Origin of the sequence: Caulobacter sp. BE254, assembly GCF_031457295.1 — a bacterium.
Lineage (GTDB): Bacteria > Pseudomonadota > Alphaproteobacteria > Caulobacterales > Caulobacteraceae > Caulobacter.
In genome coordinates, this window is record NZ_JAVDWJ010000008.1 from 140,794 (window position 1) to 162,820 (window position 22,027).

Below are 22,027 nucleotides of genomic sequence, written 5' to 3' on the forward strand. Positions count from 1 at the left end.
CAAAGTCTCATGGCCGTTCCCCTCTAGAAGCGCATCATAAACAACGAAATCGCAACTTCTTCTTTCGGTTTCGTCCCTTTTTGTTTGCCTTTTAAAAACGACCTATGCAAGATCGTTTTTGTAGGCACGGAGAGGCTGCGCGTGATCACCAAACCGCTTGTGAACAGGCGCGGCCTGCTGGCCCTTTTCGGCGGGACCGTGCTGGCCACGGGCGCGCTCGGCGCGGGCCGGACCTGGGCCGCGGCGGCGGTGGCGCGGGCGGGCGACTCGGTCCTGACCCTGGAGTTCGACGCCGCCCTGAACAGCCGCCTGATCTCGAGCCTGGCCGGCCAGGCCGCGCCTCTGACCGATTTCGCGCCGTCCGAAACGGTGACGCTCAAGGGCGGCCGGGTGATCGACCGCTTCCTGTTCGCCGAACACCGCCAGGCGCCCGTCAGCGACATCCACGGCCCGGGCGTCCGCCACCTCGTGCGCGGTGTTTCGGCCGAGGGGCTGGAGAAGACCGTCAGCCTGACCTTCTACGCGCGCTATCCCGGCTTTCCGCTGATGACGGTCAGCTGGCGGCGCACGGGGGGCGGGCCGCTCGACGTCGAACGCTATCGGATCGGCGCGCACACCCTGAAGTCGTCGGGCGCGGGCTTCTGGTCCTGGTCGGGCTCGACCCACCCCGACCGGCGCGACTGGGTGCAGCCGGTGAAGGAGGGCTTCGAGCAGGCCAACTTCATGGGCATGAACGCCTCCGACTACGGATCGGGCACGCCGGTCGCCGATGTCTGGCGGCCGGACGCCGGCCTCGCCGTGGGGCATGTGGAACGCACACCGAAGCTGGTCTCGCTGCCGATCATCGCTTCGTCGGCCGGCGCATCGGTGGCGCTGGAGGAGGCGAGGGCGGTGACGCTGAAGTCCGGCGACACCCTGGTCTCGCTGGAGACCTTCGTCGCCGTCCACCAACGCGACTACTACGCCACGCTCGACGCCTACCGCCGGCTGATGGCCGACCGCGGCCTAGCCGCGCCCAAGGCCCCCGAAGGCGCCTACGAGCCGATCTGGTGCGCCTGGGGCTATGACCGCGACTTCACGGTCGCCGAGGTCGAAGGGACCTACGGCAAGGTCAAGGAACTGGGATTCAAGTGGGCCGTCCTCGACGACGGCTGGCAGACCAACGAGGGCGACTGGGCGCTGGACCCGCGCAAGTTCCGCAGCGAGGCGGACATGGTCGCCTTCGTCAGAACGATCCGCGCCGCCGGCCTCAAGCCCAAGCTGTGGCTGGCGCCCCTGGCCGTCGACCCAGGCTCGGACCTGCTGCACGACCATACCGACATGCTGCTGCTCGACGCCGACGGCGCGGTGCAGAACGTCACCTGGTGGAACGCTTTCTATCTTTGCCCGGCCTACCCGCCGACGCGGGACTACACCCAGAAGCTGGTGCGGAAGATCATCGGCGAGTGGGGCTACGAGGGCCTCAAGCTCGACGGCCAGCACATGAACGGCGTGGCTCCCTGCCACAACCCGGCTCACAACCATGCGCGTCCCGAGGAGTCGGTCGAAAGGCTCCAGGACTTCTGGAAGCTGGTCTACGACACCGCGCGCGAGGCCAACCCCGAGGCCGTCGTCGAGTTCTGCCCGTGCGGCACGTCCTACGCGTTCCATAACCTGCCCTACACCAACCAGGTCCCGGCCTCGGATCCCCTGTCGTCGTGGCAGGTGCGCCTGAAGGGCAAGTCGCTGAAGGCGCTGATGGGCCGTGACGCGGCCTATGCCGGCGACCATGTCGAACTGAGCGACGGCGGCGACGACTTCGCCTCCAGCGTCGGCATCGGCGCGGTGATCTCGACCAAGTTCACCTGGCCCAACGAGGGCCGGGGCAAGGACGCCAATTTCCGCCTGACGCCCGAACGCGAAGCGGTGTGGCGCAAATGGGCCGACCTCTACAGCGCCAAGATGCTGCCCAAGGGCCAGTACCGGGGCGAGCTCTACGACATCGGCTTCGATAGGCCCGAGGCCCACGCGATCGAGAAGGACGGCCAGCTCTACTATGCCTTCTACGCCCCGCGATGGGACGGACCGGTCGAGCTGCGCGGCCTGGGCGAGGGCGTCTACCGCCTGACCGACTACTACAACGGCCGGGACCTGGGGTCCGTGACCGCCAAGACCGCCCGCATCCCGGCGAAGTTCGAAAAGTTCCTGCTGATCGAGGCCGTTCCGGCGAAAGGCGGCCGCGCATGACCGACGCTCCCGTCGCCGTGGGCGCCGAGCCCGCCGTCGCGCCCCGGCGCTGGCTGTCCTTCGCGTTCCTGACCGTCGTCCTGTGGGGCGTGTGGGGCGCGTTCGCCAGCGTTTCGGCCCAGCGCGGCTTTCCCGAAACGCTGGTCTATTGCGTCTGGGCCGTCACCATGATCGTGCCGGCCGTGATCGTCATGCAGCGGGAAAAGTGGAAGCTGGACCGCGATCCAAAGTCGATCTTCTACGGTCTTCTGATCGGCCTGACCGGGGCCGGCGGCCAGATGATCCTGTTCTACGCCGTCTCAAAGGGGCCGGCCTATCTGATCTTCCCGATCATCTCGCTGTCGCCGCTGGTCACCATCCTGATGTCCTTCGTCCTGCTGAAGGAGCGCACGACCCGATTGGGAGCTCTCGGGGTGGTGCTGGCGTTGGCCGCCCTGCCCCTGTTCGACTTCTCGCCGCAGGGCTTTTCGTTCGCGCACGGCTCGACCTGGTTTCCGCTGGCCCTGGTCATCATGCTCTGCTGGGGCGTGCAGGCCTATTTCATGAAGCTGGCCAATACGCGCATGAGCGCCGAGAGCATCTTTTTCTACATGATGCTCAGCGGCCTGCTCGTGGCGCCGGCGGCCCTGGCCATGACCGACTTTTCCAGGCCGATCAATTGGGGCTGGGACGGGCCGTGGCTGGCGGCGGGCATCCAGGTGCTCAACGCTATCGGCGCCTTGGCCCTGGTCTACGCCTTCCGATACGGCAAGGCGATCGTCGTCGCCCCGCTCACCAACGCCGGCGGGCCGCTGGTGACGGCGGTGATCTCGCTGCTCGTCGCCGGGGTCGTGCCCGGCGAGCTCAAGATGATCGGCCTGGCTCTGGCCGTCATAGCCTCGGCGCTGCTGGCCCTCTCCTAGGGCGCGCCTCACCTCCCTCCTCCAAGCGGTCGCTGCCTGCAGCGGCCGCTCTTTTTTGCGCGAGGTGAATCGAAGCGAAATATCTATCTTTCGTTTTCATTGCTTTCGTTGCGTTGCGTTTTGGGTTGCGCTAGGTTGGACCTATTCATCGAAAGGGTTCTTCATGAAGGCGATGCTCGATCTGGTGGCCCGGCATAAGTCCGGTCAGGCGTGCGGCATCTATTCGGTCTGCTCGGCCCATCCCCTGGTCATCGAGGCGACCTTCGTCCACGCGCTGGAGGCCGGCGTCGAGGTCGTGCTGATCGAAGCCACCTGCAACCAGGTCAACCAGGACGGCGGCTATACCGGCATGACGCCGGACCTGTTCCGCGACTTCGTCCACGCCATCGCCGACAAGGTCGGCCTGCCGCGCGAGCGCATCCTCCTGGGCGGCGACCACCTGGGGCCCAATCCATGGACCGGACTTCGCGCCGACGAGGCCATGACCAAGGCGGAGGTGCTGATCGAACAGTATGTGGCCGCCGGTTTCCGCAAGATCCACGCCGACTGTTCGATGTCGTGCGCCGACGATCCGACACCCCTGTTGGAAGACACCGTCGCCCGCCGCGCCGCGCGCCTGATCGGCGTCGCCGAAGCCACGCAGCGGCGCGTCGGCGGCGAGCCGTGCGTCTATGTCATCGGCACCGAGGTGCCCGTGCCCGGCGGCGCGGCCGAGGACTTGCCCGAATTGGAGGTGACGACACCTCAGGCGGCGCTCGGGACGATCGAGGCCCACCGCGCCATCTTCGCGGCCGAGGGACTCTCGCACGCCTGGCCGCGCGTCATCGCCGCCGTGGTGCAGCCGGGCGTCGAGTTCGACCACCACAAGGTCATCGACTATGACCGCGCCAAGGCCGCCGCCCTGAGCCGCGCGATCGAGAACCAGCCGCACATCGTCTTCGAGGCCCACTCGACCGACTACCAGACGCCCAGGGCGCTCAAGGCCCTGGTCGAAGACCATTTCGCGATCCTCAAGGTCGGGCCGGGCGTCACCTTCGCGCTGCGCGAGGCCTTCTGGGCCCTGGACGCCATCGAGCGCGAATGGATCGGCGAGGACCGCGCCTCGCGCTTCCGCCAGGTCGCGGTCGAGCGCATGAAGGCCGACCCGCGCAACTGGACGAAATATTATCACGCCACCGGCGCGGACCTGCAGTTCGACCTGCAGTACAGTCTGTCCGACCGGATACGCTACTACTGGCCCGACCCGAAGATCATCGCGGCCCAGGAGGTGATGTTCGCCAACCTGACCGACAACCGCCCGCCCCTGGCGCTGATCAGCCAGTACCTGCCGGACGCCTACGCGGCGATCCGCAACGCCGGCCTGACGCCCAGCCCGGCCAACCTGGTGATCGCCCATATCGGCGCGACGCTGGACGCCTATCGCGCCGCCTGCACCGCCGAGCCGGAGCCCGCCTATGCCTGACGTCACCTATCTGGGCCTCACCGAGTCCGCCCTAAGCCAGTTGGGCGGCCTGTGGACCGCGCGCGAGATCACCCAGCAGCCGGCCATGCTGCGGGAGACCCAGGCGCTGCTGATGGCGCGCCGGTCCGAGATCGAGACCTTTCTCCAGCCGCTGCTGGCCTTGCCGACGCTGCGCGTCATCCTGACCGGCGCGGGCACCTCGGCCTTCATCGGCCAATGCCTGGCGCCGGTCCTGGCGGCGCGCCTGGGCCGCCGGGTCGAGGCGATCCCGACGACGGACCTGGTCTGCGCGCCGCAGCTCTATTTCGAAGCCGACACGCCCACCGTGCTCGTCTCGTTCGGGCGTTCGGGCAACAGCCCCGAAAGCCTGGCGGCCGTCGAGCTGGCCGACCGCCTGGTCAAGGACGTGCGTCACCTGGTCGTCACCTGCAACGCCGACGGGGCGCTGGCTGGCTATGCGCAGCGGTCCCGCGGCCTGACCCTCCAGCTGCCCGAAGCCACGCACGACCGCAGCTTCGCCATGACCTCGAGCTTCTCGTGCATGACCTATGCGGCGCTGGCGGTCTTCAGCGGCGTCACGGTCCTGGACGGACGCGTCGATGCCATCGCGCGCGCCACCGAGCGGATGATCGGCGACTATGCCGGCGTCATGCAGGCCGCGGCCGCCGAAGGCTATGAGCGCGTCGTCTATCTGGGCAGCCACATCTTCCAGGGCCTGGCGCGGGAGGCGGGGCTCAAGCTTCTGGAGCTGACCAACGGCGCCCTGGTGACGATGTTCGATTCGCCGCTCGGCTTCCGGCATGGCCCGAAGACCATCGTCAACGGCCGCACCCTGGTCGTCGTCTTCTTCTCGAACAACGCCTACACCCGCAGCTACGACCTGGACCTCCTCGGCGAACTGCGACGCGACGACGACGCCGCGCGGGTCATCGCCATCACGGCGCAGGACGGCGTGGGCCTGGCCAGGAGCGACGAACTGAGCGTGCAAGGACTGGAGACGGCCGACGACGCCGAGCTGCTGTTTCCCTATATCGTGGCGCCGCAGATCTTCGCCTTCTTCCAGTCCCTGCGCCTGGGGCTGGCGCCGGACAAGCCCAACACCTCGGGCACGGTCAACCGCGTCGTCCAGGGCGTGCGCATCCACGAGCTGAGCTGACGATGGACCAGGCGAACCGGCCCGCAGGCTACTTTCTGGGCGTGGACGGCGGCGGCACCAAGACGGCCTTCGTCCTGACCGACGCCGCCGGCCGCGAGCTGGCCCGCCACGAAGGCGGGTCCAGCTATCATATCCAGGTCGGTTTCGAGGCCCTGCACGTCTTGCTCCACGAAGGCGTGCACGCCGTGCTCGACAAGGCCGGCGCCGCGCCCGACGAGGTCCTCTTCGCCTTTTTCGGCCTTCCCGCCCACGGCGAGGACTCCCAGGTCCAACCCTTTCTCGACGTGATTCCCAAGGCGGTGCTCGGCCATCGCCGCTACGCCTGCGGCAACGACATGATCTGCGGCTGGGCGGGCTCGCTGGGCGGCGAGGACGGCATCAACATCGTCGCCGGCACCGGCTCCATCGGCTATGGCGAGCGCCAGGGCCTTACGGCGCGCGGCGGCGGATGGGGCGAGATCTTTTCCGACGAGGGCTCGGCCTACTGGATCGCCGTGCAGGGGCTGAACGCCTTTTCGCGCATGGCCGACGGCCGCCTGCCGCGCGGACCGCTGCATGACCTGCTGACACGCGAACTGGAGCTGAAGGACGACCTGGACGTCTGCGCCTATGTCTACGCCCGGTCAGCGCCCCAGCGCGATCGCATCGCCGGCCTGTCGCGCCTGGTCGCCCGCGCGGCGGCGCAAGGCGACGAGGTCGCGCGGCGCATCTTCACGGAGGCCGGCCGCGAGCTGGCGGCGATCGTGGAAGCGATCCGCCAGCGGCTGCGGTATCCGCCCGGCGAGCCGGTGAACCTGTCCTATTCGGGCGGGGTGTTTCAGGGCGGCGAGCTCATCCTCCAGCCCTTCCGCCAGCAGCTGTCGCTGTATTCGCCCGACTACCGCCTCGTCGCGCCGCGCTTCAACCCGGCGATCGGCGCGGCCCTCTATGCGGCGCGCCTCAGTGGGCGGACGCCCAGGCCACCAGACCCAGTTTCGGCGGGCGGTGTGTCCAACCGCAACTGATGTTGACGTCACCCCTAACCGAAAGGGCGTTCGCTCCGTGATCCGGGCCGCGCCGAATACGACTTCATACAGTGAGTTAGTCGGGGCCGTGATGGAAATTTCGCCATTCCGGCGACGAACATGCCCTTGATGCGCACTTTCGTTAAGTAGCGATTTGACAGAACAACGAAAGGCTTGTTACCTTTTATATTATAAATAGGGTGCGAACCGAAACTTCGGAATTTGCGTCCAGTCAAGCGAGGAAAAGGGGTTCGCCATGTCACGTCGTCCATCACGCCGGGGGGCCGTCATGGCCGGCGCCAGCATCGTCGCCCTGCTCACCGCGAGCGCGGCCATCGCCCAGGTTCCCGCCCAAGCCTCCGACGACGGAACGGTCGAGGAGGTCGTCGTCGTCGGCGTGCGCGCCAGCGTGGCCAAGGCCGTCAAGCTCAAGCGCGACGCCACCACGGTCCAGGACTCGATCAGCGCCCTGGAACTGGGCATGTTCCCGGATGACAACGTCGCCGACTCGCTCAGCCACATCACCGGGGTGTCGATCTCGCGCACGGCCGGCGGCGAGGGCCAGAAGGTCAGCGTCCGCGGCCTTGGCCCGGAATACACCCTGTCCACCTTCAACGGACGCATCCTGGCCACCGATGGCGCGGGGCGCGACTTCGCCTATGACGTGCTGCCCTCCGACGTCATCAGCGGCGCGGACGTGATCAAGGGCGCCGAGGCGGCCAACACCGAAGGCGCCATCGGCGGCCTGATCAACCTGCGCTCGGCCAGCCCCTTCGACAGGCGGGGCCAGCAAGGCATCGTGCGGCTGGAGGGCGATCGCAACCAGATGTCCGAACTGGACGGCCGCAAGCTGTCGGCGGTCTACAGCAACACCTTCGCCGGCGACACGCTGGGCCTGCTGTTGGGCGTGGTGCTGGAAAAGCGCGACGACCGCACCGACGTGGCCGGCAACGACGGCGGCTGGACGCGCAACGCCGATCCGAACGACGAAAGCTGGACGTCCGGCAACGCCTGGGGCGGCGCGATCGACCCGAACAACAACGGCGTGCTGGACCCCGAGGAATACGGCCTGATCGGTCCGGGCCAGTTCCGCGTCGGCTCCATCCTGGAAAAGAAGAAGCGCCACGCCTTCACCGGCAAGCTCGAATGGCGGCCGTCCGACAGCTTCAAGCTGGTCGTCGACGGACTGACGACCAAGCTGGACTCGCCGCAGGTCGGCTACCAGCAGTCGTTCTACCCGCTCTACGCGCCGGGCCGCTGGTCCAACATGGTGATCAAGAACGGCATCGTCACCAGTTTCGACATGACCAATCCCGATCCGGAAATGCGCCTCAATCCGGAGCTGCTGAACCAGACCTCCTATCGCGTGGTCGAGACCCAGCTCTATGGCGCCAACGCCGAATGGAAGGTCTCGGACCGGCTGACCCTGACGGGCGACGTCTATCGCTCGACCTCCAAGCGGCACTCAGGCGGCCAGGACAGCTATGTCGTCCTGCGCATGAACCAGCCCAACAGCGCCCATATCGAACTGACCGGCGAGCGCGTGCCCAACGTCACGGTCAACTTCGACGACGGCCGCGAGCTGAGCAGCGGCCTGGCCAAGGGCCAGTTCAGCGAGGCCGACTTCAACACCCACTACTTCTCGCTGGCGGGCGACAACATCGACGACAAGATCACCGGCGCGTCGTTCAAGGGCGCCTGGGACGCCAAGTTCGGCTGGGTGGACAATGTGCAGTTCGGGGTCAACTACACCGACCGCAAGAAGTCGCGCGACCTGGTCAACAACGCCCTGACAGGCGGGGCCGACTACTATTCCGGCAACTACGCGATCAACGTCGGCGCGCTGGGCGGCGACGTCATTTCCGACAGCTTCTCCCTGCCCAACTTCATGAGCAAGGTGGACTCCAAGTTCCCCCGCACCTTCCTGGCCTTCGACGTTCCCAGCTACCAGGCGGCGTTGGCCGCCTATGACGGCAAGCCGCGCCCGGGCGGCGGCACGTACGACTATTCCAAGGCCGCGCCGGCCTGGAACCCGCTGCAAAGCTATCGCGTGGGCGAAGAGACCTGGGCCGGCTTCGTCCAGGCCAATCTCGAGGGTCGGCGCTGGACCGGCAATGTCGGCCTTCGCGTCGTGCGCACCAAGACCAACGCCCAGGCCTGGGACGCCAAGATCCTGCAAGTGATCGAAAACGGCGCGTTCAACTACACGGCGGTCTATGCCCCGCCGACCGCCATCGAGCAGAACAACACCTACACCTACGCTCTGCCGTCGTTCAACTTCAACTACCGCTTCACGGACGAACTGCGCCTGCGCCTGGGGGCGGCCAAGACCATGGCCCGCCCGTCGGTCGCGACCCTGGCCCCGACCAGCACGACCGAAAGCGTCTCGTGGGGCGATTTCACCCAGGTCTACAGCGGCAACGCCGAGCTGAAGCCCTACCAAGCCAAGCAGGTGGACGTGTCGCTGGAGTACTATTTCCGGCCCAACTCGGTGTTCAACGTCGCCGTCTTCGGCAAGCGCATCAAGGACCAGATCACCAGCAGCTGGGAGCCGGGCCAGGACATCGGCGTCCCGGGCCACCTGTTCAACATCAGCCGTCCGATCAACGGCGACCACGCCACGGTCAAGGGCGTCGAGGTCGGTCTGCAGCACTTCCTGGACAACGGCCTTGGCGTGCGCGCGCAATACACGCGCAACTGGGCCAAGAGCTATGTCGGCGACGAGGAGCGTCCGCTGGAAGGGATTGCGCCGTCGGTCTATTCGCTGGGAGTGTTCTACGACCACGGTCCGGTGTCGCTGAGCCTCTCGGGCGACCGCACGGCGGGCTTCACGACGGCCGTCAACGTGCTCGGCGCCGGCTATAACGAAAAGGCCGATCCGATCACCTGGGTCACCGCCCATGCGTCGTACAAGATCAACGACAAGATGGACATTTCCCTCGAGGGCCAGAACCTTCTGGACAAGGCCAACACCTACAGCATCAACGGCAATCCGATGCTGCCGCAGGGCTATTATCGCTACGGCGCCAGCTACAAGCTGGGCCTGAGCTACCGCTTTTAGCAGCGCGCCGCCGGTCCCGCCCATTGCGGCGCCGGCGGCGGTCCTTCCGGTTCAGATACGTCACGAGCTTGGCCGATGCCCTAGTCCCGCACCCGCGCCACATAGTCGGCCGAGCGCATCTCCTGCAGGCGCGACACTGTGCGCTCGAACTCGAACGACCCGTCGCCGGCCGGGTACAGCGCCTCGGGCTCGCCATGGGCCAGGGCCACCAGCTTGGCGTCGGCCTCGTAGAGCGCGTCGACCAGGGTGTTGAACCGCTTGGCCGCGTCGCGCCGCTCGGGGGTCAGCAGCGGCACGTCCTCGAGGAACAGGGTGTGGAAGCGCTCGGCGATCGCCAGATAGTCCTGCGGGCCCAGCGCCTGCTGGCACAGGCTGGCGAACGAGGCGCGCAGCAGGCCGCCGGCGGCGCGGGGGAAACGCATCTTGCGCCCCAGGACTTCCAGCGTGACGCCGGTCTCCTCGGCCCCGTCCAGCATGTCGGCCCACAGCCGGTCGAACTCGGCGGCGTTGGCCTTGTCGTCGGGCGCCAGCCAGGTGCGGGCGGCGCGCAGGCGGTCCAGCCGGAAGTCCACCGGCCCGCGCACGGCCACGACCTCCAGCTTCTCCTTCAGCATCTCGATGAACGGGGTGAAGAGCTGGCGGTTGAGGCCGTCCTTGTAGAGGTCGTCGGGCGGGCGGTTGGAGGTGGCCACCAGGGTGACGCCCTGGGCGAACAGGGCCTCGAACAGCCGGCCCAGGATCATCGCGTCGGCGATGTCGGTGACCTGCAGTTCGTCGAAGCACAGCAGGCGGGCGTCGGCGGCGATCAGGTCGGCGGTCGGGACGATCGGATCGTCGCCCTTGTGCTGGCCGAACCGGGCCTTGCGCTCGGCCGCGTCGCCCTTGCGCCAGACGTTTATGTGCTCGTGCACTTCGGCCATGAACACATGGAAGTGCACCCTGCGCTTGCGGGCGACCGGGGCGCTGTCGAAGAACAGGTCCATCAGCATGGACTTGCCGCGCCCCACCGGCCCCCACAGATAGACGCCCTTCTGGCCCTTGGGCTTGCGGCCGAACAGCGAGAAGCCGGGCTCGCCGGCGTTGTCGAGGTCGGCCTCGAGGCGTGACAGGGCGTCGACCGCGGCGGCCTGGGCGACGTCGGGCTTGATCTCGCCCTGGGCCAGGCGCTCTCGGTAGGCGGTGCGGACGGATGTGGGCATCGCGGAGGGGGTTAGCGCGGCGAGGGCGACGGGGAAAGTCCCCTATGGTCCGCGAGCGTCCGGAAACCGGCCATGAAACGTGGCTGGAGCCGAAGTCGTTCTGTCTCCCGCAACGTCAGAGGAGACCGACATGGCCCAGCCCGAAGACCGCACGATTCCCTCGGACCTCGCCCCCGAAGGCGAGACGGCGGCGCTCTACGACGCCGACGACAACCTGGACATCGACGCCGGCGACGAGCCCCGCAACGGCCAGCTGGACGGCCAGCACGGAACCAAGACCCGCCAGGCCCGCAAGAACGAGATCAGCAACCGGCCGGTGTGAATTACTCTTCCTCCCTCCCCCTTGCGGGGAGGGGGGACCAGCGAAGCTGGTGGGTGGGGTCCACCGCGCTAAAAGATCGACTCATCAAACCCCACCCGACCCCTTCGGGGCCACCCTCCCCGCAAGGGGGAGGGAAGGGTTTCCTAAACCCCCAGATCCTTCCGCACGAACCGATACGTCTCGCGCCGCTCGCAGGCGCAGGCCTTCATCTTGCCGTCCTTGGTCCACCAGACCAGCAGCGGATAGGCGAAGTTCACCCCGTTGGCCTTGAGCAGCGGCCGCAGGTCCTCGACGGTCTTGCGGCCGGCCTCGATCACGGCGGTGCGGGCCATGTCGCCGTCGGCTGGGGCGATACCCGTCGCCTTCCAGGCTTCGACCGGCGTGGCGTCCCAGCGTTCCGACAGCGCCCAATCGCGGTTGACCCACAGCTCGGCCACGGTCGCCCGCTCGACCGGGGTGGATTTCGGCACGCCGTTGCGCTCGGCGCGGGCGATCTCGATCAGCCGGGTGTCGACCCCGGCCTTGTGCAGGCCCGGATACTCCTCCTTCTTGAACCGCACGCAGTCGGGGCAGGTGCGGAAGCTGACCATGTAGAGCCGAGACCCGGACAGGCCCGGCGACACCCAGCCCGAGCTCTCGAGAATGCGCGCGATCTCGGCCTGATTCTTGGTGATGGTCTTGGGCCGCCAGCGCAGCTCGAAGTTCCAATAGGCCCAGATCCCCGCGCCGACGGCGACGATCGAGGCGGCGAGGATCAGCCAGCGGCCGAGGTTTTTCATGGAGCGCTCCCGAATGCCCACCACCAAGGTCGGACAGCACGAGCTCCGCGTCAAATTTCCAGCCTTCGCCTTGGAACCTCGCGGCGGCTTCTCTAGACTCGGCGGATGACCCCGACGCAGGCCCTCGAACCGGCGCGCCCCGACATCATCGACACCCTGATCGCCGAACGGGCGCCGAAGCTGTGCGGCTCGCCGGCCTGGCCCCTGGCGCGTGGGCCGCTGCACGCCCTGCTCAGCTACGACAAGGCCCGCGCCCTGGCCGAGGCCGTCGCCACCATGGGCGGCCGCGAGGCGCTGGACCACGTGTCCGATCTGCTGAGCCTCGACGTCGCGGTCCAGGGCCTGGACAATCTGCCGGCCGCCGGCTCGGCCTTGCTGGTCTGCAACCATCCGACGGGCGTCGCCGACGGGGTGGCGGTCTATGACGCCCTGAAGGCCCGGCGGCCCGACATCCTGTTCTACGCCAACGCCGACGCCATGCGGGTCTGTCCCCGCCTGGGCGAGGCGCTGATCCCGGTCGAGTGGGTGCAGGCCAAGCGCACCCTGGCCCACACTCGCGGTGTGCTGGAGCGCACCCGCGCGGCGCTCAAGGCCGAGCGGGCCCTGGCGATCTTCCCCGCCGGACGTTTGGCGACCAAGGTTCAGGGTCGGCTCACGGACAAGCCCTGGCAGACCTCGGCCGTGTCGATCGCCCGCTGGAGCGGCGCGCCGATCGTGCCGATGCACCTGACCGGCCCATGGTCGACCCTGTTCCACCTGTTCGACGGCCGTTTCCAGGAGCTGCGCGACATCACCCTGTTCCACGAGATGCTCAACAAGCGCGGGCGTCGCTTCTCGCTGATCGTCGGCCGGCCGATCGCGGCCAAGGCGCTGGACCCCGACGCGGCCATGGCGACCGGCGCGCTCAAGCACTTCGTCGAGCGGGTGCTGCCCGCCAACCCCGACGCGGTGCTGCGATGATCCAGATCGACCTGCCCGACGAGGCGGCCACCCAGGCCCTGGGCGCGAAGCTGGCCATCGCCCTGCGGCCGGGCGACGCCGTCTGCCTGACCGGTCCCCTGGGGGCGGGCAAGTCGACCCTGGCCCGCGCCCTGGTCCGCGCCCTGACCTCGCCCGACGAGGAAGTCCCCAGCCCGACCTTCACCCTGGTGCAGTTCTATGACGGCCCCGACTTCCCGGTCGCCCATTTCGACCTCTACCGCCTGACCGACCCCGACGAGGCCTATGAGATCGGGCTGGAGGAGGCGCTGGAGGACGGGGCGGCCCTGATCGAATGGCCCCAGCGCTTGCAAGGCCGCCTGCCGGCCGACCGACTCGCTATAGACATCACCCCCATGGGCGACGACGGCCAGGCGCGCCGCGCCGTGATCGTGGCCCACGGAACCTTCGAAGGACGCCCGCTTGAGCTCTGATCGCGCAACCCTCAAGGCGGCCTTCCTGGCGACCCACGGCTTCGGCGACGCCCGTCGCGAGCCGCTGGGCGGCGACGCCTCGACCCGCAGCTATGAGCGCCTGCATCGCGCCAAGTCTTCGGGGGGCGATCAAAGCTTCATCTTCATGGACCAGCCGCCGGCCTTGGAGAGCATGGTCTGTCCGCCCGGCGCCAGCGACGCCGAGCGCGTGGCCCTGGGCTACAACGCCGCCGCCCGCCTGGCCGCCGGCTCGGTCGCAGCCTTCGTGGCCACGGCCGCCTATCTGCGCGGGCGCGGCCTGTCGGCCCCGGCCATCTTGGCCCACGACGTCGGGGCCGGGCTGGCGGTGCTGGAGGACCTGGGCGACGGCCTCTACGCCACCCTGATCGCCGAGGGACAAGACGAGGTCCCGCTGTACGAGACCGCCGTCGACGTGCAGGCGGCCCTGCACGCCGAGACCCCGCCGGACGTCTTGACAGCGGAGGGCGGCGTGGCCTGGCCCCTGCTGACCTACGACGCCCTGGCCCTGAAGATCGCCACCGACACCTTCCTGGAATGGTGGCCGAAGTTCTCGGGCTTGGCCCCGTTCAGCCCCGAGGCCGTGGCCGAGTGGGACGCCCTGTGGGCCCCGGTCTGGGTGCGCGGCGAGGCCGGCGCCTCGGTGTTCACCCATCGCGACTTCCACGCCCAGAACCTGCTGTGGCTGCCCGACCGCCGTGGCGTCGCCCGCGTGGGTCTGCTGGACTTCCAGGACGCCCTGCGCGCCCACCCGGCCTGGGACCTGACCCACCTGCTGCAGGACGCCCGCCGCGACGTGTCGCCAGAGCTCGAGCAGGCCATGCTCGACCGCTACCTGGCCGCCCGGCCCAGCGTCGACCGCGCCGCCTTCGTCGCCGACTACCGGGCCCTGGCCGCCTCCAACGCCGCCCGGATCCTGGGCCGGGTGTTCGCACGCCAGGCCCTGCTGGGCCGGCCGCAGTACGAGGCCTACATGCCGCGCACCTGGCGCTATCTGGAGCGCAATCTCCAGGATCCAGCGATGGCGGGGCTGAAGGCGTGGTTCGACCAGCATGTGCCGTCGGAGTTCCGCCGATGAGCGCGCCCCAGCAGGCTCCCAAGATCGCCATGGTGCTGGCCGCCGGCCTCGGCACCCGCATGCGGCCCCTGACCGACGACCGGCCCAAGGCGCTGGTCGAGGTCGGCGGCAAGGCGCTGATCGACCACATGCTGGACCGGCTGGCCGCCGCCGGGGTGGAGACGGCGGTGGTCAATGTCCACTATTTCGCCGACCGGCTGGAGCAGCACCTGGTCCGGCGCGCCGCGACCCATCCCCTGCCGCACATCGTCATCTCCGACGAGCGACCCCAGGCCCTGGAGACCGGCGGCGGCGTCAAGCACGCCCTGCCGCTGCTGGGCGAGGATCCGATCTGGGTGGCCAATATCGACTCCGTCTGGATCGAGGACGCCTCGGCCATCGCGGCGGTGGCCAGGGCCTGGGACCCGGAGCGGATGGACGTCTGCCTGATGCTGGCCTCCACCGCCGGCTCCCTGGGCTTCCACGACAGCGGCGACGTCTTCCTGGCCGAAGACGGGGTCGTGCGGTTCAAGGATCCTGGCGAGACCGCGCCGCTGGTCTATGTCGGCGTCCACATCTGCAAGCCCCAGGTGGTGGCCGGCGGTCCGGACGGGCCGTTCTCGCTGACCCCGATCTGGAAGGCCCTGGCGGCCGACCGGCGCGTGCACGGGGTCGCCCCGGCCGGCGTCTGGATGCATGTCGGCGATCCCCAGGCGCGGGACGCGGCCGAGGCCCGGCTGGCCGGCCCTGGCCCTACGGGGTCGACCTAGCCATGGCCGGCCCCTTCGACCATCCGGGACCGCGCTGGTTCTCGATCCCCGCCCACCGGCCCTTCGTCGAGGACCTGGCGCGCGGGCTGCTGCAGGCCCTGGCGCCGTTGGGGCCCGAAGCCCTGCCTGCCGCCACGGTCCTGACCCCGACCCGCCGGGGCGCCCGCGCCCTGGCGGACGCCTTCGTGGCGGTAGGCGGCGGCAAGGCCCTGCTGCTGCCGCAGATCCGGCCGCTGGGCGACCTGGACGAGGGCGAGCCGCCGTTCGAGCCCGGCGACCTGAGCCTGGACCTGCCGCCCGCCGTCTCCTCGCGCCGCCGCCGGTTCGAGCTGGCCCGGCTGGTGGCCGACCACGCCCACCTGCTGTCGTTCCAGCCCCAGGCGGGCCAGGCCCTGGAAATGGCCAAGGCCCTGGCCGACTTCCTCGACAGCTGCCAGATCGAGGAGGTGGTCACCGACGACGGCCGGCTGGACGGCCTGGCCGAGGGGGACCTGGCCCAGCACTGGCAGGTCTCGGCGCGGTTCCTGAAGGCGGTGCTGACCGCCTGGCCGAGGCGACTGGACGAGATGGGGCTGATCGACGTCAGCGACCGGCGGGTTCGGCTGCTCAACGCGCTGTCGGACCAGTGGGAGGCCCATCCGCCGCCGGGCGTGCTGGTCGCCGCCGGCTCGACCGGCACCGCGCCGGCCACCGCCCGCCTGCTGCGAGTGATCGCCGGCCTGCCGCAGGGCGCGGTGGTGCTGCCCGGTCTGGACGACGGCCTGGCTGACGACGCCTGGGACAAGGTCGAGGGCCTGGCGGGCGAGCAGCATCCGCAGGGGGCGATGAAGCGCCTGCTGGTCGGGGCCGAAGCGACGCGGGCCGACGTCCGCCCCTGGTGGCCCGAGGCCGACAGCCGGGGCCGCTGGCGTCGACGCCTGATCAACGAGGCCCTGCGTCCGGCCGAGGCCACCGCCGACTGGCTGGCCCAGATCGACCGGCTGCGGGCCGAGGCGCCGGGCCTGGACCCGATCGAGGAGGGGCTGAAGGGCCTGTCCCTGGTCGGCGCCCGCACCGAGGAGGAGGCCGCCGTCGCCTGCGCCCTGTTGCTGCGCGAGGCCTTGGAGATTCCCGGCCTGACCGCCGCCCTGGTCACGCCGGATCAGGAGTTGGCCCGGCGGGTCAACGCCCGGCTGATGCGCTGGGGCGTGGTCCCCGACAGCTCGGCCGGCGCGCCCCTGGCCGCCAGCGCCGCGGCGATCCTGGCCCAGCATGTCGCCGGCCTGGCCGTGGATCCGCTGGACCCCGTCCGCCTGCTGGCCGTGGCCAAGCATCCGCTGCTGCGGGCCGACGCCCAGGCCGCCCGCGACCTGGAGCGCCACGGCCTGCGCGGCTCGGCCCCCCGCGACGCCGCCCAACTGCTGGCGCGGCTCGACAAGCATCCCGAGGCCAAGGCCCTGGTCGAGCGCGTGCTCGCCGCGGCCCATCGCGTCGCCGCGCCCTATGTCGCCGATCCCAAGGCGGGCCAGCCGGCCGCCGCCGCCCGCGCCCTGGTCGAGGCCTTGGAGGTCCTGGCCGATCCGACCGACCTGTGGGCCGGCTCGGCGGGCGAAAGCCTGGCGGGCCTGCTGTCGTCGCTGATCACCGACGGCGTCGCCCTGCCGCCGGCCTCGGCCCAGGGCTTCGCCGACCTGCTGGACCGCCTGGTCAACGAGGAGACCCTGCGCACCGGCGGCGCCACCCATCCGCGCCTGCGGATCTTCGGGGCCATCGAGGCGCGGATGGTGCGGGCCGACCGGCTGATCCTGGCCGGACTGGAGGAGGGGATCTGGCCGCGCGGCGCGCCGATCGACCCGTTCCTGTCGCGGCCGATGCGCGCCAAGCTGAACCTGCCGCCGCCCGAGCGCCGCATCGGCCTGACGGCCCACGACTTCGCCCAGGCCGCCTGCGCCCCGGACGTGGTCCTGGTCCACAGCGAGCGGCGCGGCGGGGCGCCGGCCGTCGAGAGCCGCTGGCTGTGGCGGCTGAAGACCCTGGCGCGCGGCGCCGGCCTGCGCCTGACCGAGCGTCCGGACGTGCTGGCCTGGGCTCGCGACCTCGACGCGCCCGGCCCTTACGAGCCGATCAAGCGCCCGGCCCCGACCCCGCCGGTCGCCGACCGGCCGCGCAAGATGGCCGTCACCCGGGTCGAGGCCCTGACCCGCGACCCCTACGCCGTCTGGGCCCGCGACATCCTCAAGCTCTATCCGCTGGACCGCCCTGACGAGCCGGTCGAGGCCCGGGCGCGCGGCACGGCGATCCACGCGGCGTTCGAGACCTTCTCGCTGGCCCATCCCGGCCCCGTGCCGGAGAACGCCGCCGAGATCTTCGCCGGCCTCTATCTGGGCGAGCTGGAGAAGGCCGGCATGCCGGCCGCCGCCCTGGCCCGCGAACGCGCCCTGGCCCGCGAGGCGGCGCGGTGGGTCGCCGAGCTGGAGACCCGCCGCCGGGCCGGAGCCGAGCGGATCGTGGTCGAGGCCGCCGGCGAACTGACCTTCGACATCGGCGGCCGGCCGTTCACCGTCACAGCCAAGGCCGACCGCATCGAACCGACGGCCGACGGTCTGGCCCACATCCTCGACTACAAGACCGGCGCCGCGCCGTCGAAGAAGCAGGTCGAGACCGGCTTCTCGCCGCAGCTGACCCTGACCGCCGCCATCCTGCGTGAGGGCGGCTTTCCCGAGGTCGGCCGGCGCGAGCCCGGCGACCTGACCTATCTGCGGGTCACCGGCCGCAAGCCGGCCGGCGTCGAGGAGGTCCGAGCCGCCGCCGGGGCCGACAGCCAGGAGGCGGCGATCAAGGCTTTGCAGGGTTTGCGAGACCTGATCGAGCGTTACGACAACCCGAAGCAGCCGTATCTGTCGCGCGTGGCTCCACAGTTCGTGCACGACCACGCGGGCGACTACGGCCACCTGGCGCGGGTGTTCGAATGGTCGACCAGCGGCGACGACGGGGAGGGGGCGGAGTGACGGGCCGGTCCCAGAAGTCCCTCCCCCTGTGGGGGAGGCGATCGCGAAGCGATCGGTGGGGGGATATGGTCGAGGCGGGACCACTCCCCCCTCCGGCGCTCCGCGCCACCTCCCCCACAGGGGGAGGACCTCCATGATCGACCCCCAGCGCATCGCCGCCGACCCGGCGATCTCGGCCTTCGTCACCGCCAACGCCGGGTCGGGCAAGACCAAGACCCTGATCGACCGGGTCGCGCGCCTGCTGCTGGCCGGAGCCGCGCCGGAGGCGATCCTGTGCGTCACCTACACCAAGGCCGCCGCCGCCGAGATGCAGCGGCGGCTGTTCGAGCGGCTGGGCGAGTGGTGCGTCACCCCCGACGTCCGGCTGCGCGAGCAGCTGGGCGCCCTGGAGGGCCGCGACCCGGCCGCCTTCGACCACCGCGCGCTGTCCAAGGCCCGGGGCCTGTTCGCCAAGGCGCTGGAGACCCCGGGCGGCCTGAAGATCCAGACCATCCACGCCTTCTGCGAAAAGCTGCTGCGCCGTTTCCCGCTGGAGGCCGGGGTCTCGCCGGGTTTCCAGGTGATGGACGACAGCGCCAGCGCCGCCATCGCCCAAGGCGCCCTGCGGCAGGTGGCGACCTATGTCACCGACCACGACGACGCCTTCGCCCAGGCCTACGCCCGGTTCTCGGTGGCCCTGGACTTCGCCAGCTTCGAGGCGATGTTCGCCGCGTTCGAGGCCCAGCGCGGGGCGATCGGGGCGTATCTGGACCAGGTCGGCGGCCTGCAAGCCGCGGTCGAGGACGTCTGGCGGGTCTGCGGCTTCCATTACGGGGCCAGCAGCGTCGAGGCCGTCACGGCCGAGGCCATCGCCGAACTCGACCGCGACCTCTGGCGTTCGGTCGCCGACGTGCTGCTGAACGGCACCAAGACCGACATCAAGTGCGCCGGCCAGCTGCGAGCCGTGGCCGACGACCCGGACGCCGATCTCGACCAGGCCCTGTCCGCCCTGTTCACCAAGGAAGGCGCGGGCGACGCCGCGAAATGGCCTGGTAACACCTCGGGCCTCAAGTCCCGCGAAGACCTGCGCGGCCGCTTGCTGCTGGAACAGGAGCGCCTGGCCGAGGCCCGCGAATGGCTGCGCGCCGCGCGGGTGGCCGAGGACAGCGCCGACGCCCTGCGCCTGGCCGCCCTCTACGTCACCTCGCACCAGATCGAGAAGGACGCCCGCGGGGCCTTGGACTTCGCCGACCTGATCGACAAGACCAAGATCCTGCTGACCGAAAAGGTCGACGCGGCCTGGGTGCTCTACAAGCTGGACGGCGGCATCGACCACATCCTGCTGGACGAGGCCCAGGACACCGCGCCCGAGCAGTGGGCGATCCTGCGGGCCTTGACCTCCGACTTCTTCGCCGGCGCGGGCGCGGTCCGCTGGCGGGCCCAGCACCCGGGCGAGGACGCCCGCACCCTGTTCGTGGTCGGCGACGAGAAGCAGTCGATCTATTCGTTCCAGGGGGCCGACCCCCAGCGCCTGCTGGCCGAGACGCAGGGCTACATCGCCCAGATCACCGCCGCCGACCGGGTCGGCAAGACCGTGCCCCTGACCATGTCGTACCGCTCGACCGTGGAGGTGCTGAGTTTCGTCGACGCCCTGTTCTCGGCGCCGGAGACCCGCTCGGGCGTGCCGGCCCCGGCCGGCGAGGACGTGGTCCGCCACCAGCCGTTCCGGATCGACCACAAGGGCTGCGTCGACCTGTGGCCGCTGGAGCGCGAGCTGCCCGGCGAGGAGCGCGAGGCTTGGGACGCGCCGCTGGACGCCGAGAGCGAGCAGGGCGCCAATCGCCGCCTGGCTGAGAAGATCGCCGCCGAGATTCAGGCCTTGATCGCCCGCGGCGACGCGGTGTTCGACAAGGAGACCCGGCAGTGGCGGCCGGCCCACCCCGGCGACGTCCTGGTGCTGGTGCGCCGGCGCAAGGCGCTGTTCGAGGAGGTGCTGCGGGCCCTGAAGCGGCGCGGCGTGCCGGTGGCCGGGGCCGATCGCCTCAGCCTGTCGGCCCATATCGTCTTTGACGACCTGCTGGCGCTTGGCCGGTTCTGCCTGTTTTCCGACGACGACCTGACCCTGGCGGCCCTGCTCAAGAGCCCGTTCTGCGGCCTGTCGGACGACGACCTCTACGCCCTGGCCAAGGGTCGGCCAGGCACACTGTGGCAAGCCGTCAACGCGCGCGCCGCCGAGCAGCCGAGGTGGTCCGCCGCCCGTGACCTGCTGCGCTGGGCCCTGGCCGAGAGCCGCCGCCGGCAGCCGTTCGAGTTCTACGCCCTGCTGCTGGGCCGGGTGGACGACACCACGCGCTCCAACCGCGCCAAGGTGCTGACCCGCCTGGGCGAGGAGGCCGCCGAGGCCCTGGACGAGTTCCTGGCCCAGATCCTGGCCGCCGAGCAGCGCGGGGTGCGCGACCTGGAGGCCCTGGTCGCCGACTTCGCCAGCCTGGACATCGTGGTCAAGCGCGAGATGGAAGGCGCGCGCCACGAGGTGCGGGTGATGACCGCCCACGGCGCCAAGGGCCTGGAGGCGCCGATCGTCTTCCTGCCGGAGACCACGATGAAGGGCGGGGCGCGCGGCTCGCCGCTGATGCGCACCGAGGCGGGCGGCTTCCTGTGGTGCGCCAGCAAGGCCAATGACTGCGAGGCCTCGGCGCGGGCGCGGGAGCTGCGTGAGAAAAAGGACGCCGAGGAGGCCCTGCGCCTCTACTACGTGGCCCTGACCCGGGCCCGCGACCGACTGGTGCTGTGCGGCCGGATCGACGCGCGGACCAAGGACGAGAATGTCGGCGGCTGGTACGCCGCCGCCCAGGCCGCCTTCGCCCACGAGGACATCGCCCCCGGCGTCCGCGAAATCAGCGATGACGGCCGCAAGCGCTTCGGACCCGACCCGATGCGGGCCGAGGCCCTGGCGCCGCGCGCCGTCCCCGCCCTGATCCCGACGCCGGCCTGGACCCTGGCCCCGGCCGCGCCCGAGACGCCCGCCGCCCGTTACGCCGCCCCCTCGACCCTGGAGGACGAGGCCCGCGGCAGCGCCCCCTCGCCCCTGGCGGCGGTGTCGGGCCTGGGTCGCTACCGGCGCGGCGAGATCATCCACCGGCTGCTGCAGCTTCTCCCGGACATCGAACCCGCGGGCCGCAGACTGGCCGCCGGCCGGCTGCTGGCCGCCGAGCGCGACCTGACCGACGACCAGCGCGACGAAATGGCCGCCGCCGCCTTCGGGGTGCTGGAAGACGAACGGTTCGCTGCGGTGTTCGGCCCCGGCTCGCGGGCCGAGGTCTCGGTGGCCGGCGGGGCGCGCGGCCTGCCCGCCGAGCTGAAGATCGCCGGCCGGGTCGACCGCCTGGTGGTCACGCCCGACCGCGTGCTGGTGGTCGACTACAAGACCAACCGCCCCTCGCCCGATCGCATCGAGCACGCCGATCCGGCCTATCTGTCGCAGATGGCGGTCTATGCCGCGGTGCTGGCCGAGGTGTTCCCCGACCGCCCGATCGAGGCCGCCATCGTCTGGACGGACGGTCCCAAACTCATGGCGGTTCCAGAAAAGGTGATGGCCGCCGCCCTGGCCCGGCTGTTCTAGATCATTGCCGAGGGGGGCGCGGGTCCCTAAATCTTGCTGCAAGACGGGGAAGCGAATCCCCAGCCACCACA

Annotated in this window: 15 protein-coding genes; 13 read left to right on the top strand and 2 right to left on the bottom strand. The window is 70.1% G+C overall.

The annotated features are described in order from the left end of the window. Window positions 1–141 precede the first annotated feature (141 nt). The 6 genes from J2X41_RS15845 to J2X41_RS15870 all read left to right on the top strand — a co-directional run bounded on the left by J2X41_RS15845 (window position 142) and on the right by J2X41_RS15870 (window position 9,811). The gene (locus J2X41_RS15845) at window positions 142–2,226 is read left to right on the top strand and encodes an alpha-galactosidase (protein WP_310082986.1); all 2,085 of its coding nucleotides are present in this window, start codon (window positions 142–144) and stop codon (window positions 2,224–2,226) included. Next, the gene (locus J2X41_RS15850) at window positions 2,223–3,128 is read left to right on the top strand and encodes an EamA family transporter (protein ID WP_310082987.1); all 906 of its coding nucleotides are present in this window, start codon (window positions 2,223–2,225) and stop codon (window positions 3,126–3,128) included. Before J2X41_RS15845 ends, J2X41_RS15850 begins: the two co-directional genes overlap by 4 nt. A 163-nt stretch (window positions 3,129–3,291) precedes the next feature. Continuing rightward, window positions 3,292–4,590, top strand: a complete 1,299-nt coding sequence (locus J2X41_RS15855; protein WP_310082988.1) for a D-tagatose-bisphosphate aldolase, class II, non-catalytic subunit — start codon at window positions 3,292–3,294, stop codon at window positions 4,588–4,590. Next, the gene (locus J2X41_RS15860) at window positions 4,583–5,746 is read left to right on the top strand and encodes an SIS domain-containing protein (protein ID WP_310082989.1); all 1,164 of its coding nucleotides are present in this window, start codon (window positions 4,583–4,585) and stop codon (window positions 5,744–5,746) included. The genes J2X41_RS15855 and J2X41_RS15860 overlap by 8 nt, the downstream gene beginning before the upstream one ends. A gap of 2 nt (window positions 5,747–5,748) precedes the next feature. Beyond that, window positions 5,749–6,750 carry a BadF/BadG/BcrA/BcrD ATPase family protein gene (locus tag J2X41_RS15865; RefSeq protein ID WP_310082990.1) on the top strand — a complete coding sequence of 334 codons (1,002 nt, stop codon included), beginning with the start codon at window positions 5,749–5,751 and terminating at the stop codon, window positions 6,748–6,750. A 289-nt stretch (window positions 6,751–7,039) separates the two neighbouring features. After that, window positions 7,040–9,811, top strand: coding sequence for a TonB-dependent receptor (locus J2X41_RS15870; RefSeq protein ID WP_310082991.1), 2,772 nt, complete (start codon window positions 7,040–7,042; stop codon window positions 9,809–9,811). A gap of 80 nt (window positions 9,812–9,891) precedes the next feature. Here J2X41_RS15870 and zapE read toward each other — a convergent pair whose 3' ends face one another. Beyond that, entirely contained in the window at window positions 9,892–11,010 is a 1,119-nt protein-coding gene (gene zapE / locus J2X41_RS15875; protein ID WP_310082992.1) for a cell division protein ZapE, read from the bottom strand. Window positions 11,011–11,140: 130 nt separating this feature from the next. Here zapE and J2X41_RS15880 point away from each other — a divergent pair, with 130 nt between their 5' ends. Further along, complete coding sequence (locus tag J2X41_RS15880) at window positions 11,141–11,332, top strand: hypothetical protein (RefSeq protein WP_028039426.1); 192 nt, start codon at window positions 11,141–11,143, stop codon at window positions 11,330–11,332. A gap of 143 nt (window positions 11,333–11,475) precedes the next feature. Here the strand turns inward: J2X41_RS15880 and J2X41_RS15885 are convergent, their stop codons facing one another. Beyond that, the gene (locus J2X41_RS15885; protein ID WP_310082994.1) at window positions 11,476–12,111 is read right to left on the bottom strand and encodes a hypothetical protein; all 636 of its coding nucleotides are present in this window, start codon (window positions 12,109–12,111) and stop codon (window positions 11,476–11,478) included. A 105-nt stretch (window positions 12,112–12,216) separates the two neighbouring features. On the opposite strand from J2X41_RS15885, the gene J2X41_RS15890 reads away from it, so the two are divergent. The 6 genes from J2X41_RS15890 to addA all read left to right on the top strand — a co-directional run bounded on the left by J2X41_RS15890 (window position 12,217) and on the right by addA (window position 21,956). Further along, complete coding sequence (locus J2X41_RS15890) at window positions 12,217–13,071, top strand: 1-acyl-sn-glycerol-3-phosphate acyltransferase (RefSeq protein WP_310082996.1); 855 nt, start codon at window positions 12,217–12,219, stop codon at window positions 13,069–13,071. Then, window positions 13,068–13,523 carry a tRNA (adenosine(37)-N6)-threonylcarbamoyltransferase complex ATPase subunit type 1 TsaE gene (gene tsaE, locus J2X41_RS15895; protein ID WP_310082997.1) on the top strand — a complete coding sequence of 152 codons (456 nt, stop codon included), beginning with the start codon at window positions 13,068–13,070 and terminating at the stop codon, window positions 13,521–13,523. Before J2X41_RS15890 ends, tsaE begins: the two co-directional genes overlap by 4 nt. Then, on the top strand, window positions 13,513–14,619 hold the full coding sequence (amgK, locus tag J2X41_RS15900; protein WP_310082999.1) for an N-acetylmuramate/N-acetylglucosamine kinase AmgK: 1,107 nt from the start codon (window positions 13,513–13,515) through the stop codon (window positions 14,617–14,619). Before tsaE ends, amgK begins: the two co-directional genes overlap by 11 nt. After that, window positions 14,616–15,368 (top strand): N-acetylmuramate alpha-1-phosphate uridylyltransferase MurU, encoded by a 753-nt coding sequence (gene murU / locus J2X41_RS15905; protein WP_310083000.1) that lies wholly within the window; start codon window positions 14,616–14,618, stop codon window positions 15,366–15,368. Before amgK ends, murU begins: the two co-directional genes overlap by 4 nt. A gap of 2 nt (window positions 15,369–15,370) precedes the next feature. Next, window positions 15,371–18,355, top strand: a complete 2,985-nt coding sequence (gene addB, locus J2X41_RS15910) for a double-strand break repair protein AddB (RefSeq protein WP_310083001.1) — start codon at window positions 15,371–15,373, stop codon at window positions 18,353–18,355. 133 nt (window positions 18,356–18,488) lie between these two features. Further along, window positions 18,489–21,956, top strand: a complete 3,468-nt coding sequence (gene addA / locus J2X41_RS15915) for a double-strand break repair helicase AddA (RefSeq protein ID WP_310083002.1) — start codon at window positions 18,489–18,491, stop codon at window positions 21,954–21,956. Window positions 21,957–22,027 lie beyond the last annotated feature (71 nt).

Bases quoted from the DNA above. Each gene is read 5' to 3' on its own strand.
- J2X41_RS15850 (WP_310082987.1), top strand. From the start codon at position 2,223: ATGACCGACGCTCCCGTCGCCGTGGGCGCCGAGCCCGCCGTCGCGCCC.
- J2X41_RS15855 (WP_310082988.1), top strand. From the start codon at position 3,292: ATGAAGGCGATGCTCGATCTGGTGGCCCGGCATAAGTCCGGTCAGGCG.
- J2X41_RS15860 (WP_310082989.1), top strand. From the start codon at position 4,583: ATGCCTGACGTCACCTATCTGGGCCTCACCGAGTCCGCCCTAAGCCAG.
- J2X41_RS15865 (WP_310082990.1), top strand. From the start codon at position 5,749: ATGGACCAGGCGAACCGGCCCGCAGGCTACTTTCTGGGCGTGGACGGC.
- J2X41_RS15870 (WP_310082991.1), top strand. From the start codon at position 7,040: ATGGCCGGCGCCAGCATCGTCGCCCTGCTCACCGCGAGCGCGGCCATC.
- zapE (WP_310082992.1), bottom strand. From the start codon at position 11,010: ATGCCCACATCCGTCCGCACCGCCTACCGAGAGCGCCTGGCCCAGGGC.
- J2X41_RS15880 (WP_028039426.1), top strand. From the start codon at position 11,141: ATGGCCCAGCCCGAAGACCGCACGATTCCCTCGGACCTCGCCCCCGAA.
- J2X41_RS15885 (WP_310082994.1), bottom strand. From the start codon at position 12,111: ATGAAAAACCTCGGCCGCTGGCTGATCCTCGCCGCCTCGATCGTCGCC.
- J2X41_RS15890 (WP_310082996.1), top strand. From the start codon at position 12,217: ATGACCCCGACGCAGGCCCTCGAACCGGCGCGCCCCGACATCATCGAC.
- tsaE (WP_310082997.1), top strand. From the start codon at position 13,068: ATGATCCAGATCGACCTGCCCGACGAGGCGGCCACCCAGGCCCTGGGC.
- murU (WP_310083000.1), top strand. From the start codon at position 14,616: ATGAGCGCGCCCCAGCAGGCTCCCAAGATCGCCATGGTGCTGGCCGCC.
- addB (WP_310083001.1), top strand. From the start codon at position 15,371: ATGGCCGGCCCCTTCGACCATCCGGGACCGCGCTGGTTCTCGATCCCC.
- addA (WP_310083002.1), top strand. From the start codon at position 18,489: ATGATCGACCCCCAGCGCATCGCCGCCGACCCGGCGATCTCGGCCTTC.